This window comes from Mycobacterium sp., assembly GCF_052145595.1.
In the GTDB taxonomy this organism is placed as follows: Bacteria; Actinomycetota; Actinomycetes; order Mycobacteriales; family Mycobacteriaceae; genus Mycobacterium.
Map to the genome: position 1 here is coordinate 1 of NZ_JBKQOI010000377.1, position 15,320 is coordinate 15,320.

General features: G+C 67.1%; 11 protein-coding genes and 1 pseudogene. 6 read left to right on the top strand and 6 right to left on the bottom strand.

All coding sequences use genetic code 11. The features are described from left to right. Positions 1–3,426, top strand: a 3,426-nt coding sequence (cobN, locus tag ACLP4W_RS30480) for a cobaltochelatase subunit CobN (protein WP_442391379.1), incomplete at its 5' end; no start/stop codon positions are given. Between the two features lie 105 nt (positions 3,427–3,531). Here the strand turns inward: cobN and ACLP4W_RS30485 are convergent. Genes ACLP4W_RS30485 through ACLP4W_RS30500 form a run of 4 tightly spaced genes read right to left on the bottom strand, consistent with a single transcriptional unit; the run spans position 3,532 to position 7,381 of the window. Then, entirely contained in the window at positions 3,532–4,335 is an 804-nt protein-coding gene (locus ACLP4W_RS30485) for an SDR family NAD(P)-dependent oxidoreductase (RefSeq protein ID WP_442391381.1), read from the bottom strand. A gap of 31 nt (positions 4,336–4,366) precedes the next feature. After that, a complete protein-coding gene (locus tag ACLP4W_RS30490) occupies positions 4,367–5,011 on the bottom strand; it encodes a TetR/AcrR family transcriptional regulator (protein ID WP_442391383.1) in 645 nt (214 codons plus the stop codon). A 4-nt stretch (positions 5,012–5,015) separates the two neighbouring features. Further along, the gene (locus tag ACLP4W_RS30495; RefSeq protein WP_442391385.1) at positions 5,016–6,161 is read right to left on the bottom strand and encodes a sulfotransferase family protein; all 1,146 of its coding nucleotides are present in this window, start codon (positions 6,159–6,161) and stop codon (positions 5,016–5,018) included. Further along, complete coding sequence (locus ACLP4W_RS30500) at positions 6,158–7,381, bottom strand: DUF1214 domain-containing protein (RefSeq protein WP_442391387.1); 1,224 nt, start codon at positions 7,379–7,381, stop codon at positions 6,158–6,160. Before ACLP4W_RS30500 ends, ACLP4W_RS30495 begins: the two co-directional genes overlap by 4 nt. Before the next feature lie 139 nt (positions 7,382–7,520). Between ACLP4W_RS30500 and ACLP4W_RS30505 the strand changes: the two genes are divergently transcribed. Together ACLP4W_RS30505 and ACLP4W_RS30510 are read left to right on the top strand one after the other, a co-directional pair. After that, positions 7,521–7,907, top strand: coding sequence for a PPOX class F420-dependent oxidoreductase (locus tag ACLP4W_RS30505; protein ID WP_442391389.1), 387 nt, complete (start codon positions 7,521–7,523; stop codon positions 7,905–7,907). A gap of 5 nt (positions 7,908–7,912) precedes the next feature. Continuing rightward, entirely contained in the window at positions 7,913–8,776 is an 864-nt protein-coding gene (locus ACLP4W_RS30510; RefSeq protein ID WP_442391391.1) for a type 1 glutamine amidotransferase domain-containing protein, read from the top strand. Positions 8,777–8,823: 47 nt separating this feature from the next. Here the strand turns inward: ACLP4W_RS30510 and ACLP4W_RS30515 are convergent, their stop codons facing one another. Next, entirely contained in the window at positions 8,824–9,429 is a 606-nt protein-coding gene (locus ACLP4W_RS30515; RefSeq protein WP_442391393.1) for a hypothetical protein, read from the bottom strand. Between the two features lie 27 nt (positions 9,430–9,456). Further along, positions 9,457–10,164, bottom strand: a complete 708-nt coding sequence (locus tag ACLP4W_RS30520) for a dienelactone hydrolase family protein (protein ID WP_442391395.1) — start codon at positions 10,162–10,164, stop codon at positions 9,457–9,459. Between the two features lie 73 nt (positions 10,165–10,237). Between ACLP4W_RS30520 and ACLP4W_RS30525 the strand changes: the two genes are divergently transcribed. The 3 genes and pseudogenes from ACLP4W_RS30525 to lnt all read left to right on the top strand — a co-directional run bounded on the left by ACLP4W_RS30525 (position 10,238) and on the right by lnt (position 15,314). Then, a complete protein-coding gene (locus ACLP4W_RS30525; protein WP_442391417.1) occupies positions 10,238–10,762 on the top strand; it encodes an FxsA family protein in 525 nt (174 codons plus the stop codon). A gap of 130 nt (positions 10,763–10,892) precedes the next feature. Beyond that, entirely contained in the window at positions 10,893–12,425 is a 1,533-nt protein-coding gene (locus ACLP4W_RS30530) for an amidohydrolase (RefSeq protein ID WP_442391419.1), read from the top strand. A gap of 313 nt (positions 12,426–12,738) precedes the next feature. Continuing rightward, a pseudogene (lnt, locus tag ACLP4W_RS30535) lies at positions 12,739–15,314 on the top strand (apolipoprotein N-acyltransferase). The last annotated feature ends 6 nt before the right edge of the window (positions 15,315–15,320 follow it).

Genomic DNA, 15,320 nt, shown 5'->3' on the forward strand with positions numbered 1-15,320 from the left:
GGCGGCTACCGCGCCTGGCAGAGCGGCATCGACACGGTGATCGCCAGCGGTGTCCCGACGGTGCTGGTCAGCGGCGAGCAAGCCGCCGACGCCGAGTTGACCGGCCTGTCCACGCTGGCGGCCGGCATCGCGGTGCAGGCCCATATCTACCTGGCCCACGGCGGCGTGGACAACCTGCGCCAGCTGCACGCCTTCCTGTCGGACACGGTGCTGATGACGGGCTTCGGGTTCGCACCGCCGGTGGTGACGCCGACCTGGGGTGAGCTGGAGCGGCCGAATGCCGGCAACACCGAAGGCCCGACGATCGCGGTGCTCTACTACCGCGCCCAGCAGCTGGCCGGCAACACCGCCTACATCGAGTCGCTGTGCGACGCTATCGAAGATGCCGGCGGCCGACCGCTGCCCGTCTACTGCGCGTCGCTGCGCACCGCCGAGCCCGAACTGCTGCAACGGCTCGGCGACGCCGAAGCCATGGTGGTGACCGTGCTGGCCGCCGGGGGGCTGAGGCCGGCTACGGTGGCGGCCGGTGGCGACGACGACAGCTGGAACGTCGAGCACCTTGCGGCCCTGGACATCCCGATCTTGCAGGGTTTGTGTTTGACCAGCCCTCGGCGTCAGTGGGCTGAAAACGACGACGGACTCAGCCCGCTCGACGTGGCCACCCAGGTGGCGGTGCCCGAGTTCGACGGCCGCATCATCACGGTTCCGTTCTCATTCAAAGAGATTGACGACGACGGGCTGATCTCCTATGTCGCCGATCCGGAGCGCTGCGCGCGGGTCGCGGGGCTGGCGATCCGGCACGCGCAGCTGCGGCATGTCGCGCCGGCGGACAAACGGGTGGCCCTGGTGTTCTCGGCATACCCCACCAAGCACGCCCGCATCGGTAACGCGGTCGGCCTGGACACCCCGGCCAGCGCGGTCGCGCTGCTGCGGGCGATGCGCGAGCGCGGCTACCGGGTGGGCGATCTGCCCGGTGTGGACAACTCCGACGGCTGGAACGATGGCGACGCCTTGATGCACGCCCTGATCGAACGGGGCGGACAAGACCCCGACTGGCTCACCGACGGGCAACTGGCCGGCAACCCGATCCGGGTGTCCGCCAGGGACTACCGCGACTGGTTCGCCACCCTGCCCGCCGAACTGAGCGATGCGGTCACACGGCATTGGGGACCGCCGCCCGGCGAGCTGTTCGTCGATCGCTCCAACGACCCCGACGGCGAGATCGTCATCGCCGCAATGCAAGCGGGCAACGTGACGCTGATGGTGCAGCCACCGCGCGGCTTCGGCGAGAACCCGGTTGCCATCTATCACGACCCGGACCTGCCGCCCAGCCACCACTATCTGGCCGCCTACCACTGGCTGGATGCTGGATTCGGGTGTCACGCCGTGGTGCACCTAGGCAAGCACGGCAACCTGGAGTGGCTGCCGGGAAAGACGCTGGGCATGTCGGCAGCCTGCGGATCCGACGCGGCGTTGGGCAACCTGCCGCTCGTCTACCCGTTTCTGGTCAACGACCCCGGCGAGGGCACCCAGGCCAAACGGCGAGCGCACGCGGTGCTCATCGACCATTTGATCCCGCCGATGGCGCGCGCCGAAAGCTACGGCGACATCGCGCGTTTGGAGCAGTTGCTCGACGAGCACGCCAGCGTCGCCGCGCTGGATCCCGGCAAGCTGCCCGCCATCCGCCAGCAGATCTGGACGCTGATCCGGGCCGCCAAGATGGACCACGACCTGGGCCTGACCGAACGGCCCGCCGAGGACGCGTTCGATGACATGATCCTGCATGTCGACGGGTGGCTGTGTGAGATCAAGGACGTCCAGATCCGCGACGGGCTGCACATCTTGGGGCAAAAGCCAACGGGAGAAGCCGAACTCGACCTCGTGCTGGCCATCCTGCGGGCCCGTCAGCTGTTCGGCGGCGAACACGTCATCCCCGGCTTGCGACAGGCGTTGGGCCTGGCCGAGGACGGCACCGACGAACGGGTATCGGTCGACCGGGTCGAGGCCGCGGCCCGGGAGTTGGTCGCGGCCCTGCAGGCCACCGGCTGGGATCCCGACGCTGCCGAACGGCTCGCCGACAACGCCGACGTCGCGGCGGTGCTGCGGTTTGCGGCCACCGAAGTCGTGCCCCGACTCGCCGGCAGCGCCGCCGAAATCGATCAGGTGCTAAGGGCGCTGGACGGCCGGTTCATCCCGGCCGGCCCGTCGGGGTCACCGCTGCGCGGCCTGGTCAACGTGCTGCCCACCGGGCGCAACTTCTACTCCGTCGACCCCAAAGCGGTGCCGTCCCGGCTGGCCTGGGAAGCCGGCGTGGCACTGGCGGATTCGCTGCTGGCCCGCTACCGCGACGACCATGGGCAGTGGCCGCAATCGGTTGGGCTGTCGGTGTGGGGCACCTCGGCGATGCGCACGGCGGGGGATGACATCGCCGAAGTCCTGGCGCTGCTGGGTGTCAGGCCGGTCTGGGACGACGCATCACGACGGGTCGTCGGGCTCACCTCGATTCCGCCGGCCGAGCTGGGCCGCCCGCGCATCGACGTCACCGTGCGCATCTCCGGGTTCTTCCGGGACGCCTTCCCGCACGTGGTGACCATGCTCGACGACGCGGTGCGGCTGGTCGCCGATCTCGACGAGCCGGCCGACGACAACTACGTACGCGCCCACGTCCAGGCTGACCTGGCCCAGCACGGTGATCAACGGCGTTCCACCACAAGGATCTTCGGTTCCAAACCGGGCTCTTACGGTGCCGGGCTGCTGCAACTGATCGACAGCCGCAACTGGCGCGACGATGCCGACCTGGCACAGGTGTACACCGCCTGGGGCGGATTCGCCTACGGGCGCGACCTGGACGGTCGCGAGGCGATCGACGACATGAACCGCCAGTATCGGCGGATTGCGGTGGCCGCCAAGAACACCGACACCCGCGAACACGACATCGCCGACTCCGACGACTACTTCCAGTACCACGGTGGCATGGTCGCCACGGTGCGCGCGTTGACCGGGCAGGCTCCGGCCGCCTACATCGGCGACAACACCAGACCCGACGCGATCCGCACCCGCACCTTGTCGGAGGAAACCACCCGGGTATTCCGCGCCCGCGTGGTCAATCCGCGCTGGATGGCGGCGATGCGCCGGCACGGCTACAAGGGTGCATTCGAGATGGCGGCGACCGTCGACTACCTGTTCGGCTATGACGCCACCGCCGGGGTGATGGCCGACTGGATGTACGAACAACTGACCGAGCGCTACGTGCTGGATCAGGAGAACCGCAAGTTCATGGCGGAATCCAACCCATGGGCGCTGCACGGCATGGCCGAACGGCTGCTGGAGGCGGCCGGGCGCGGCATGTGGGCGGCCCCGCAACCGGAAACACTCGACGGGCTGCGTCAGGCGCTGCTGGAAACCGAGGGCGAGCTGGAGGGCTGATTCCCGCGGGTTCGGAGATCGCCGCCCCACGCCAGTGTGCAGCTGGCCGCACACTCGGCACCGAACGTGCGGCTGGCCGCACACTCGGCACGAGCGGGCAGTGTGTCAGATGAAGTCGGACCCGCCGTCCACGTTGACCGCGGCGCCGGTGACGTAGCCGTTTCGCCGGGATGCCAGGTAGGCGGTAATGGAAGCGACCTCTTCGGGAAGTCCGGCGCGACCGAGGTCACAGGGCTGGTGAAAGTTGTTGTCGATCCAGGTCATGACATCAACGGGATTAGTGGCGTCGAGGCCATCGGCGGCGAGGATGTCCTTGAGTACTTCGGTGAAGCTGGCGGTCACGATGGTGCCGGGGCACACGCAGTTGACCAGAATACCGTCCTTAGCAAGGCTTTTCGACAAATTCTTGGTGACGCTGGCCAATGCCGCCTTCGACGCCGTGTAGGCGACGATGCGCGGGTTCTGCCGCTGAATCGAGTGCGCGGACAGCGTCACGATGCGGGCCCAATCCGCGGCGCGCAGCAACGGCAACGAGGCGCGGATCGATCGCACAGCCGACATCGTGCCGAGTGCGAACGCATCGTTCCATTGTGTGTCGTCCATCTGCTCGAAATAGCCGTCGCCCGGTCCAATCGTGTGGACGAGGCTATTGAGTCGGCCCCAACGCTCCGAGACTGCGGCGAAGCCGTCGGCGATGGACTCGGCATCAGCCATATCCACGCTGATCCCCACCGCATCCGGAGCGCCCGCCTCGCGCAGCGACAGCACGGCGGCGTCGAGCGCTCCCCGGCCTCTGGCCATCACCGCCACGCTCGCACCTTCGGCCGCGAGGGTTTCGGCGATAGCCAGCCCCATCCCCTTGCTGCCGCCCGTGACAACGGCCGTCGATCCGGTCAAACCCAGGTCCATCGATGTCTCCCTTTGGTCGGTCTGCGGCTACTTAAAGCGAAACCTCGGCGATCGCCTCCGCTGTCACACCGAGCCCGCGCAGGCAGAAACGGAGCGCGCGCCGGCGGACATCGTCGCGGTCACAATCGCCGGTCCTCCATTGTCGCTCGATGCCCGCCCACACCACGGCGTGGACGACCTGCGCGTCGGTCACCGGATCGATGTCATGGAATACCCCACGCTGCAGGCCGCGTTGAAGAGCCGCGCTCAGCGGCTTGAGCAATTCGGCGTACGCGGGCTGGACAAGGTTGGGGGAAGCGAACATCTGCGATTGAGCCTCGAGCGACACGCGGCGCAAATCGGATCTGATATTGGCGTCGAACGCCAAGTCGAGTCGTCCGTCGATCCACACCGCCACCGCATCGATCTCCGTCGCGGCAGACGCCATTCGGCGGCGTAGTCGCCGCTCTTCGACTCGCGCCATTTCAAGGAAGACCGCGGCCACCAGGTCGTCCTTGGAAGCGAAATGCCGATAGAACGCGCGGGTGCCCAGTCCGGTTCGTTCCAGGATTGCGGCGATGCTGACCCCTCGAACTCCCTGTTCGCGGAGAGTTTTCGATGCGGCGGCCAGGATTTCGCGGCGAACAGTGGGGTCGGGACCCTGTTTGTCGCGTCGCCGTATGCGCGGGGCGCTCACGCGGTTATGCGGTGGCATCGTAGGTGGCCAGATAGTCCGCGAACCGCTCGCGGACGCCCTCCGGTGTCAGGCCGTAGTCGGCCAGGTCGTAGTCGTGCACACCGCGAGAGCCGGGTCGGTGCACCTCGGCCCACTGCTTGACCGATTGCAGGGTGGCATCGGTAAAGGTCAACCCCAGAGACTCGTAACCGGTTTGCAGGGTACGTACCGGATCGGTTTGCAAATCGGCGAAGGAGACGTCGGCGAATCGGTCGTCGCCCACCCGGTTACGGAAATCCATTGCCCGCCGGACACCTTCGACCCAGCTGTCGACCTGCTCGGCGCCGAGCTCCTTGGCGTCGTTTCGGTCGCTACTCCAGCTGCGCACGTACTGGATGAGGCTGCACACCGAGGCCATCACCTTGGCCGGGTCGCGGTGACTCCAGAGGAATTTGGCGTTCGGGTATGCCTCGACGAGCGCGTCCAGGGCGAACATGTGCACGGGGGTCTTGAGGTGCCATAAAACTGGCGGGCAGTGCCATTGCAAGAGCTTGAGCACCCGCCGGTGAAACGTGTACGTCTCGCGCATGTCGCAATCCATCAGCCACGCCAGGTATCCGGGTGCGCGGACGGCGCCGTCGAAGTGGAATGTACGAAAACTCATGCCCATCAGGTCCTGGCATTCGGTCGGGGCCGTTGGTTCGGAGTTGTACATCGTCTTCATCAGCGGGAACATGTCGTCGAGCATCTGCAGGCCGGCCTCGGCCTGCCCGATCCTCGGATCGGTGTGTTGAGTTGCGGTCTCCGGCGGCGGGGTGGGTGCCTGGGATTCCCACATCCGTAGCGAACGGAACTGAGGATCGGCAGTCACCAGTTGGCTAAGCGCGGTGGTCCCGGTGCGGGGCAATCCGATCACGAAGACGGGTCCGCCAACTACCTGGTCGTCGATCTCGGGGTGCTGAGCGTAGGTGTCCTCGATCCTGAGGCGTTGAATCAGGGCGTTGCTGATGGTGGCGTGCTGGATGACCCGTCCGATGTCGTTGAGGTCCGCCTCGGTGTTCAGAGCTTCAACGATGCGTTCGAGCCCCTCGCGATAGCAGGGCGAACCGAAATCCTCGAGACCGGTTGCGGCGCAGGCGCCTTCCTCCAACTCGTCAGCGTCGAACGTCACTGTCCGAACCTTTCCCGCACTGCGCGGCGGCGTGCCGCGAGGATGGATGTCCGCTGTTCTGGGGTGACCTTCGCTGTGTCCGAAGGCAATTGCGCAGGAAGGTCGTCGAACCCCACCACCCGCGTCGACGGTGTCGGCGCGGTTTTGGTGCGCACACAGCGCAGGATGATGGGACCGTTGCTGTGGCCGGCGGTATCGAGCCAATTGGCCACCCCGGGGTCGTCAGCACAGAGCACCACGCGCACGAGGCCGTCGGAATCGACCACGGCCTGATGGGCGTTCAGGCTGGATTGGTGTCGCCCGTAATGGATGGTCTCCCACCACGGATTACCGACGGAAAAACTCCAGTAAATACCTTCCGGCGGTACCACTTCGACGATGAGCGCCTCGTCGGGGCGCAGCTCCCACCGACCGATCACCGGTCTGTTCTCCGCGGCCGCTCCGATATCGGTGCGGTCGATCGGCGGCAAGAAGCCGTTCGGCGGCGCCGCCGCACCGAACTGCAAGAAGAACGCCAGGTTGTCCTGGACGAAGTCGCCGAGGGCAACGAGCTGGCTGGTCACCGCCACGTCCGGATCGACCGCACGGCTGGTGGCCTCCACCGCGTCGCTGAGCCGCTCAATGCGCAGCGACGATGCCACTTCGGTGTCCCAGTTGTAGAAGAAGTGCCGCACCGTCAACGTGGGATGGTCGCCGTCGATACGCATCCAATTTCCCACTCGCTCAGAGGCTGACAGCACCACCTCGAAGTTCCCGTCGGGATCCACCTCGAGTTCGTCGACCAGTTCGTTCGCCGTTGTCGCGATCCCGTTCATCGTCTGCAGCCCGACGTAGCGGGCGGTGCCGCGATTGCCGAACAGTCGGTAACTCTCCCCGCCGCGCAGCACGGCGCGGGTGTAGATGCAGTCCGGGCACTCCATTCCCCAGGTCACGATGTCATCGGTACTGGTGCGCTGGACGGACAGGATCGGATCCGCATCGAACCGCAACGCCTCATCGATACCCGCGGCGAGCAGGACGAGGAGATGTCGCATGCCCGCGGCGAGATCGACTCGATTTCGGCTTGCCGGGTCTGATTGCACGAGCTGCGCGGCTTGGCGAAGCCGGTCCGAGAGGTAGGACCACGCCTGTGCCAGGTCGACGTTGCCGGGATCCGCGGTTAGCGCCGCCTCAGCGATCGAGAACGGCAACCATGCCAGTGGCTTCTTTGGGGCGCTCACGTTTCCCCGCTTCGGTCGGTGTTACCAGCCCTTAAGTGAAAACAACGTTTTCGTTTAACGCCTGCTGACTATCGCAGCCGATGGCCGAGAATGTCAACGCCGAGTCCGGTGCCCCCAGCTCGCGGGTAGGTTTGGCACCGTGACGCCCACTTTCGACGATCTCGCCAAGTCGCAATACATCCTGTTGACCACCTTCACCAAGGACGGCCGGCCGAAACCCACTCCGATCTGGGCCGCCGCTGACCGCGACCGGCTGGTGGTGATCACCGAGGGAAACTCGTGGAAGGTCAAGCGGATCCGCAACACGCCCCGCGTCACGCTGGCCACCTGCACCATGGGCGGTCGCCCGACAAGCGAGGCCGTCGAGGGTACCGCGGCCATCCTCGACGCGTCACACACGCCCGCCGTCTACGACGCAATCGGCAGGCGTTACGGCATCGTGGGCAAGGTATTCAACTTCTTCAGCAAGCTGCGTGGCGGCGTGAAAAACAACGTCGGTGTCGAGCTCAGAGTGGCCCAAAGCTAGCGCCCATGGGCACCGTCTTGATTCCGATCCCGGACCGCGACTTCGACCCGACCGAGGTGGCCGTCAGCTGGCGCGTCTTGACCCGGAACGGTCACCGGGTGGTCTTCGCCACCGAGAGCGGCACGCCCGGCGTGGCCGACGAAATCATGGTGACCGGGCGCGGGTTGGACGCCTGGTCCGCGCTACCGGTGCTGGGCGCCGTTCCGCTGATCGGGCTGATGCTGCGGGCAAACAAGGACGGCCGCAGCGCATATCGGGACATGCTGCGGTCAGCTGAGTACCAGCACCCGGTCAGTTGGGCCAACGCCACCCTCGATGGCATCGACGCGCTGCTGTTGCCCGGCGGACATCGTGCCCGCGGAATGCGCAGCTATATCGACAGCGACATACTTCAGCGGCTCGTCGTGGACGCCTTCGCCGGCGGGGTGATCGTGGCCGCGATCTGTCACGGTGTGCTGCTGGCCGCGCGCAGCGTTGACCCCGGCACGGGTCACTCGGTGCTCTACGGACGCAAGACCACGTCGTTGACCTGGGCGATGGAGCGCCTGGCCTGGCAGCTCACGCGGATCACCCGATTCTGGGATCCCGACTACTACAGGACTTATACCGAGGAGCCCGGCCAGCCCGGCGGGTACATGTCCGTACAGTCGGAAGTCACTCGCGCCCTAAAAGATCCGGCGGATTTCTGCGACGTCGTCCGCGGATCGCCGCACTGGTGGCTCAAGTCGTCGGGAATGGTGCGGGACACGTTGACCGACTCGCGGCCGGCGTTCGTCGTCGACGACGGCGGCTACGTGTCGGCGCGTTGGCCCGGCGACACGCACACCTTCGCGACCGTCTTGTCGCAGAAGCTGAACTCGATCTCATAACGTTGCCCAACGGGCACGATATTTGTCGGCGGCTTTGCAGCGGTTTTTCATTGTTGTGCGACGTTTCCGAACCGCTGCCACCATTGGTACAGGACGTTAAGGTCCGGTCCTCCGTTGACCGTGGTGAGTAGCAGCTGAGCGTCGCGGGTCCATGCGATATCGGGGCGGTCTTCGATGCTGCCGCAAACGATTTTGCCGTCGATGTGGCTCGGATCTGGGCCGAAGGTCCAGGTGCCCGGCGATGCCTTTCCTCCCGGGCACGGCGACACCGCCATGCCATCGGTTGTCGATTGGAAGTCGCCGGTCAGCGCATCCAAGTCGTCGTAGAGCGTGAAGCGCGCGTAGGTCGGATTCTCCGAACCGGCCTGACTGCAGTCCAGGCTGGCGATCGCACTGGGAAACGGGTTGGTGGCTCGCGCGCAGGCGCTGGCGGTGTACCCCGCGGGCAGCAGTCCCACGATCTTTTGCTCGGCGGGGCTGAACTCGGCTGCAGGAACGGGGCGGGTGGCAACGCCTTGCACGGGTTCTCGGACGGGCGCGCGCTCGTCACGGCGAAACAGGATCACGCTTATGCCGATCAACACTGCCAAAGCGGCGAAGGCGACACCGGCGAGGATCCACCGAGGACGCCGCCCAGTCGCCGTTTCGCGCATCGTCGTCTCCTTACCGGCAAACCAACGCTAGATCGTCGCTCCCGCTGCCAGGTGCTCGCAGAAGAACGCGAAGACCCGGCTCCACGCGTCCTCGGTGGCGGCCCGGTCGTAGCCGAAACCCGCGATGCGGAGTAGCGGCTGGCCCGGAAGGGCGTTGGCGAAGCCGTGCCCGACGCCGGGGTAAGCCTTGATATCGGTTTTTATTTTCTTAGCCTCGGTCGCTTCGCGCAATCGGTCGGGCGCGCCCCGACCCAGCGGGTCACGGCCGCCGAAGCTCGCGACGATCGGGCAGGCACCCTCCAGCGTCTCGCTGAGGTTGCGGGGCAGGGGAGTGCCGTAGAACGGGGCGGAGGCGCCAAAACCCTTGGGTGACATGACGAGGGCAAACTGGCCGCCCATGCAGAAGCCGGCGATGCCGACGCGCCCGGTACATTCCGGCATCGCCTGCAGGTGATCGCGGGCAGCCAGAACGTCGTCGAGGGCGCGGCCGCGCTGCGTCATCAGCTCGCGCATGACTCGAGTGATGCAGCGGATGCGGCCACCCCGCGAGTACATATTCGGCGTCAGAGCCACGTAGCCTGCGCGGGCGATGCGGTCGTTGCTCGCCTCCTTGTCCGGGCCGTAGCCGATCGCGTCGTGAATCACCACCACACCGGGCCACGGTCCGTCTCCCTGCGGAAGGCTGAGCAGCGCATCGATCGGTCCGTCGGGCGTATCGACCTGAATCGTGGTCATAACGTCATCTAACTGCAGCCGCGATACGCACCACTAGGGGAACTCGAGCGTGACCCGCAGACGTTCGCCTCACATGATGAGCCGGCTGTTACTCGTCTACGCCGTCGTCGAGCTGGCGGTGATCTTCACGCTGGTGTCGACGATCGGGTGGGGCTGGACCCTGCTGATTCTGCTTGGCACCTTTGTGCTCGGGTGGGGTCTCTTGGCGCCGATGGCGGGTTCGCAGCTTGTTCGCCAACTCGGGCAGATGCGGTCTGGCCTGAAGGAACCGCGGAGCACTCTGGGCGACGGCGCGGCGGTCACCGTGGCCACGGCGCTGGTGCTCATTCCCGGGCTGGTCACCACGGCGTTGGGGATATTGCTGCTGGTCCCGCCGATACGCTCCGTCGCCGGCCCCGGATTCACTGCGATCGCGCTGCGCGGCTTGCAGGGGCGGGCGCCGCTGGTTACTCATACGACGGTCTTCACAGAGTCCCCTCGTGATTACTCGGACGATGGCCGCGACTACATCGACGGCGAGGTCATCGACGTGACAGACTTCGCGCCGCCTGCGTTGCCGAAGGTCGGCGACCAGCCCCCAGGGCGGCCCGGATCGTAACCGGGCTCGACCTGATTGCCTTCGTCGCTGCTACACGTAGTTTTGCCCTGTGACCGAGACTGACGGGATTCGCACCAAGCTGCTGGTCAACGGCCGCGTGCACAGCCCGACCCACCCCGACGCGACCGCGATGGCGGTCTGCGACGGTGTCGTGGCGTGGCTGGGCAGCGACGATGTCGGTCGCAGCCAGTTCCCGGGCGCCGACGTCGAGGATCTGGACGGCGGCTTCGTGACGCCGGGATTCGTCGACAGCCACATCCACCTGACGGCGACCGGCCTGATGCTCGGCGGTCTGGATTTGCGGCCGGCCAGGTCGCGCGCGCAGTGCGTCCAGATGGTCGCCGACTATGCGGCCGCCCACCCCGGCGAGCCGGTATGGGGGCATGGGTGGGATGAATCGTCGTGGCCCGAGAACACCCCGCCGAGCACCGGCGACCTGGACGCCGTGCTCGGTGACCGGCCCGCCTACCTGGCCCGCGTCGACGTCCACTCCGCGCTGGCCTCGACGGCACTGCGGCGGCTGGTCCCGCAGTTACCCGCGGCGACCGGTTTCGCCGCGGAGCGGCCGCTGGTCGGCGACGCTCACCACCTGGTCCGGGCCGTCGCCCGAGACCTGCTGACGGCCGGACAATTGGCCGCAGCCCGAGCCGCGGCGCTGCAGGCCGCCGCGGCGGCCGGCATCGTCGCGGTCCACGAGTGCGCCGGCCCTGAAATCGGCGGCCTCGATGACTGGCTGCGGCTGCGTGGCCTCGATCATGGCGTCGAGGTGATCGGCTACTGGGGTGAGGCGGTGACCACGCCCGCCCGGGCCCACGCCCTGATCGGCGAGACCGGAGCCCGCGGGCTGGCCGGTGATCTGTTCGTCGACGGGGCACTAGGCTCGCGCACCGCCTGGCTGCACCAGCCCTACGCCGACGCCCCGGACCGCGTCGGCACCTGCTACCTGGACCCCGACGCCATCGAGGCTCATGTGCGGGCATGCACCCAAGCGGGGGTGACCGCGGGCTTCCATGTCATCGGCGATGCCGCTGTCTCGGCGGTGGTCGCTGCCTTCGAGCGGGTCGTCACGGACCTCGGGGTGGCCGCGGTCGCCTGGTGCGGGCACCGCCTCGAGCACGTGGAGATGGTCACCGCCGACCAGGCCGCCAAACTGGGCGCGTGGGGCGTCATCGCCAGCGTGCAGCCCAATTTTGATGCGCTGTGGGGCGGCGCCGACGGCATGTACGCCCGGCGACTCGGCCCCGAGCGAGGCAGTCTACTTAACCCGCTTGCGCTGTTAGCATCCCAAGGCGTGCCCCTCGCGCTGGGTTCCGACGCCCCGGTAACGGGTCTTGACCCGTGGGTGAGCGTGCGCGCGGCGGCCAATCATCGGACTCCGGGCAGTGCGGTTTCGCCGCGCGCCGCGTTCGCTGCCGCGACCCGTGGCGGCTGGCGGGCGGCCGGTGTGCGCGACGGCCAGATGGGAACCCTGGTACCCGGTGCGCCGGCCTCCTACGCCGTGTGGGACGCCGGGGACCTGGACGTCCACCCACCTCGCGACACCGTTCAGCGTTGGTCCACCGACCCGCGTTCCCGGGTGCCCGCATTGCCGCGGATGGGCCTGGCCGACGCCTTGCCGCGTTGCCGGCAAACCGTGCATCGGGGGGCTGTCATTCATGGCTAGGGAGTGGTTCGGTCGGAAGGAGCGCTCCGACCGGGCCTACGAGGTCGACCCGGCGGCTGGGGACCTCGCGGATCGCACCGACGCCGACGCAATTAGCGATGAAGCCGAATCCGAGCGCGACGAAGAGGCCACCGAGGTCCACATCGACCAGGAACCGGCCACCCACTCGCCGGGGTCGGAAGCGCGAGACGATCAACCCGCGAACGCGCCCGACGGTCCGAGCGTCGCCGACCGGCTGGGCGCCGTAACACGCCGCACGCTGGCGGGGCTGAGCGCGGCCGCGATCGCGCGGCTGCCCGCCGTTCGGGCCGCGATGCTGCCGCGGCTGGCACGATTGGCGCTCGCCGTCGTGGCCGGCTTGCTGATGTGCGCCAGCTTCCCGCCGTCGAACTGGTGGTGGGCCGCCGTCGTCGCCGCGGCGCTGCTGGCCTGGGTGCTGACGCACCCGGCCACCACACCAGTTGGTGGCCTGGGCTATGGGTTCCTGTTCGGACTGGCCTTCTATCTGCCGCTGTTGCCCTGGATCAGCAGTCTGGTGGGCGCCATGCCCTGGCTGGTGCTGGCGACGACGTGCGCGCTCTATCCCGGCCTGTTCGGCCTGTTCGCCGTCATAGTGCGTCGGCTGCCTGGCTGGCCGATCTGGTTCGCGTTGCTGTGGGCGGCCCAGGAATGGATGAAGTCGCTCTTTCCGTTCGGCGGCTTTCCCTGGGGATCGGTGGCATTCGGTCAAGCGCAAGGGCCGTTTTTGCCGTTGGTCCAGCTCGGCGGCGTCGCGCTGCTGTCAACGGCGGTCATGCTGGTGGGTTTCAGCGTGACCGCGATCGAGCTGGAGATCGTGAAGTGGTTCAAAACCGGGACCCACGCGCGCGGCGACGACTCGACCGAGGACGCCCACTCGGCGCCGCCGGCCGTGGTGCTGCCGGGCGTCTGCATCTGCTTGGTGTTGTTCGCCGCTTTGATCGTGTGGCCGCAGGTGCGGCACGCCGGCACCGGATCGGGTGGCGAACCCTCAGTCACCGTCGCAGCCGTGCAGGGTAATGTGCCGCGTCTGGGTCTCGACTTCAATGCGCAACGCCGAGCGGTGCTGGACAACCACGTCCGGGAGACGTTGCGGCTGGCGGAGGACGTGCATGCGGGGCTCGCCCCACAACCTCAATTCGTGATCTGGCCGGAAGACTCGTCGGACATAGACCCACTCGTCAACGCCGACGCCGCGCAACAGATCGCGCAAGCCGCCACGGCGATCGGCGCGCCGATAATGGTCGGCACCGTGCTCGATCTGCCAGGTCCCGCGCAAGCAAATCCTCAATACACGAACACGGTGATCGTGTGGAACCCGGCCACCGGGCCGGCCGACCGCCACGACAAGGAAATCGTGCAGCCATTCGGCGAGTACTTGCCGATGCAGTGGCTCTTCAAGCATCTTTCCGGGTATGCCGACCGGGCCGGCCATATGGCGCCCGGCAAAGGCAGCGGTGTGGTGCAGATCGCCGGGGTGCCGGTCGGGGTGGCTACCTGCTGGGAAGTCATCTTTGACCGCGCCCCGCGAAAAGCGGTCCTGAACGGTGCCCAGTTGCTCGCGGTACCCAGCAACAACGCCACCTTCAACAAAGCCATGAGCGAACAACAGCTGGCGTTCGCCAAGGTCCGGGCCGTCGAGCACGACCGATACGTCGTGGTGGCCGGTACCACCGGGATCAGTGCGTTGATCGCGCCAGACGGCGTCGAGCTGGTACGCACCGACTTCTTCCAGCCTGCATATCTGGACATGCAGGTGCGCCTCAAGACGAAGCTGACGCCGGCAACCCGCTGGGGTCCGATCGTGCAGTGGGTTTTGGTGCTGTCGGCCGGAGCGGCCATTCTGGCCGGAATACGGCACAATGGATGGTTCGCGCGTCGGCCTCGGGCTGAAGGGGAAGACGCCGGTGCGCCCCCGGACGAACCCGCGCCTGACGAAGGCGACGCAGAGACACCTCAAGACAGTGCGCCCGACGAGGGTGACGATCACACGCCGCCAGGTAAAGGCGGTGACTACACTCCGCTCCACGGGAGCGGCCGATTCCCGCGTTATCTCGGGCGACACAGAGGAGCTACATGACCACCGGCCAGTCGGCCCCGCAAGCCCCGGGCAACCGTCCCAGCCAGCGCGCCCTGGTGATCATCCCCACGTACAACGAGCGGGAGAACCTGCCGGTGATTCACCGGCGACTGAAGGATGCGTGCCCAGACGTGCACCTGCTCATCGTGGACGACAGCAGCCCCGACGGCACCGGCGAGCTTGCCGACGAACTGGCGGCGGCCGATCCCGGTCGCACGTACGTCATGCACCGCACCGCCAAGGACGGCCTGGGTGCGGCATACCTGGCGGGATTCGCCTGGGGTTTGAGCCGGCAGTACTCGGTGCTCGTCGAGATGGACGCCGACGGCAGTCACGCCCCCGAACAGCTGCACCGTTTGCTGGAAGCCGTCGACGCCGGAGCCGATCTGGCCATCGGTTCCCGCTATGTCGAGGGGGGCGCGGTGCGAAATTGGCCGTGGCGACGCCTGGCCCTGTCCAAGACGGCCAACACCTATTCGCGGCTAGCGCTCGGTATCGGCGTCCACGACATCACCGCCGGCTACCGCGCCTACCGCCGCGAAGTTCTCGAAGCGATCGATCTTGACGGTGTGGACTCCAAGGGATACTGCTTTCAAATCGACCTGACCTGGCGCACCATCTGTAACGGGTTCGTCGTCGTCGAGGTGCCGATCATCTTCACCGAGCGTGAACTCGGCGTCTCCAAAATGAGCGGATCGAACCTTCGCGAGGCGCTGGTCAAAGTCACTCGATGGGGCGTCGAGGGGCGCGTGACGCGTGCGCGCACCTCGCGGGCCAGCGACCGCACGTAACCGGTC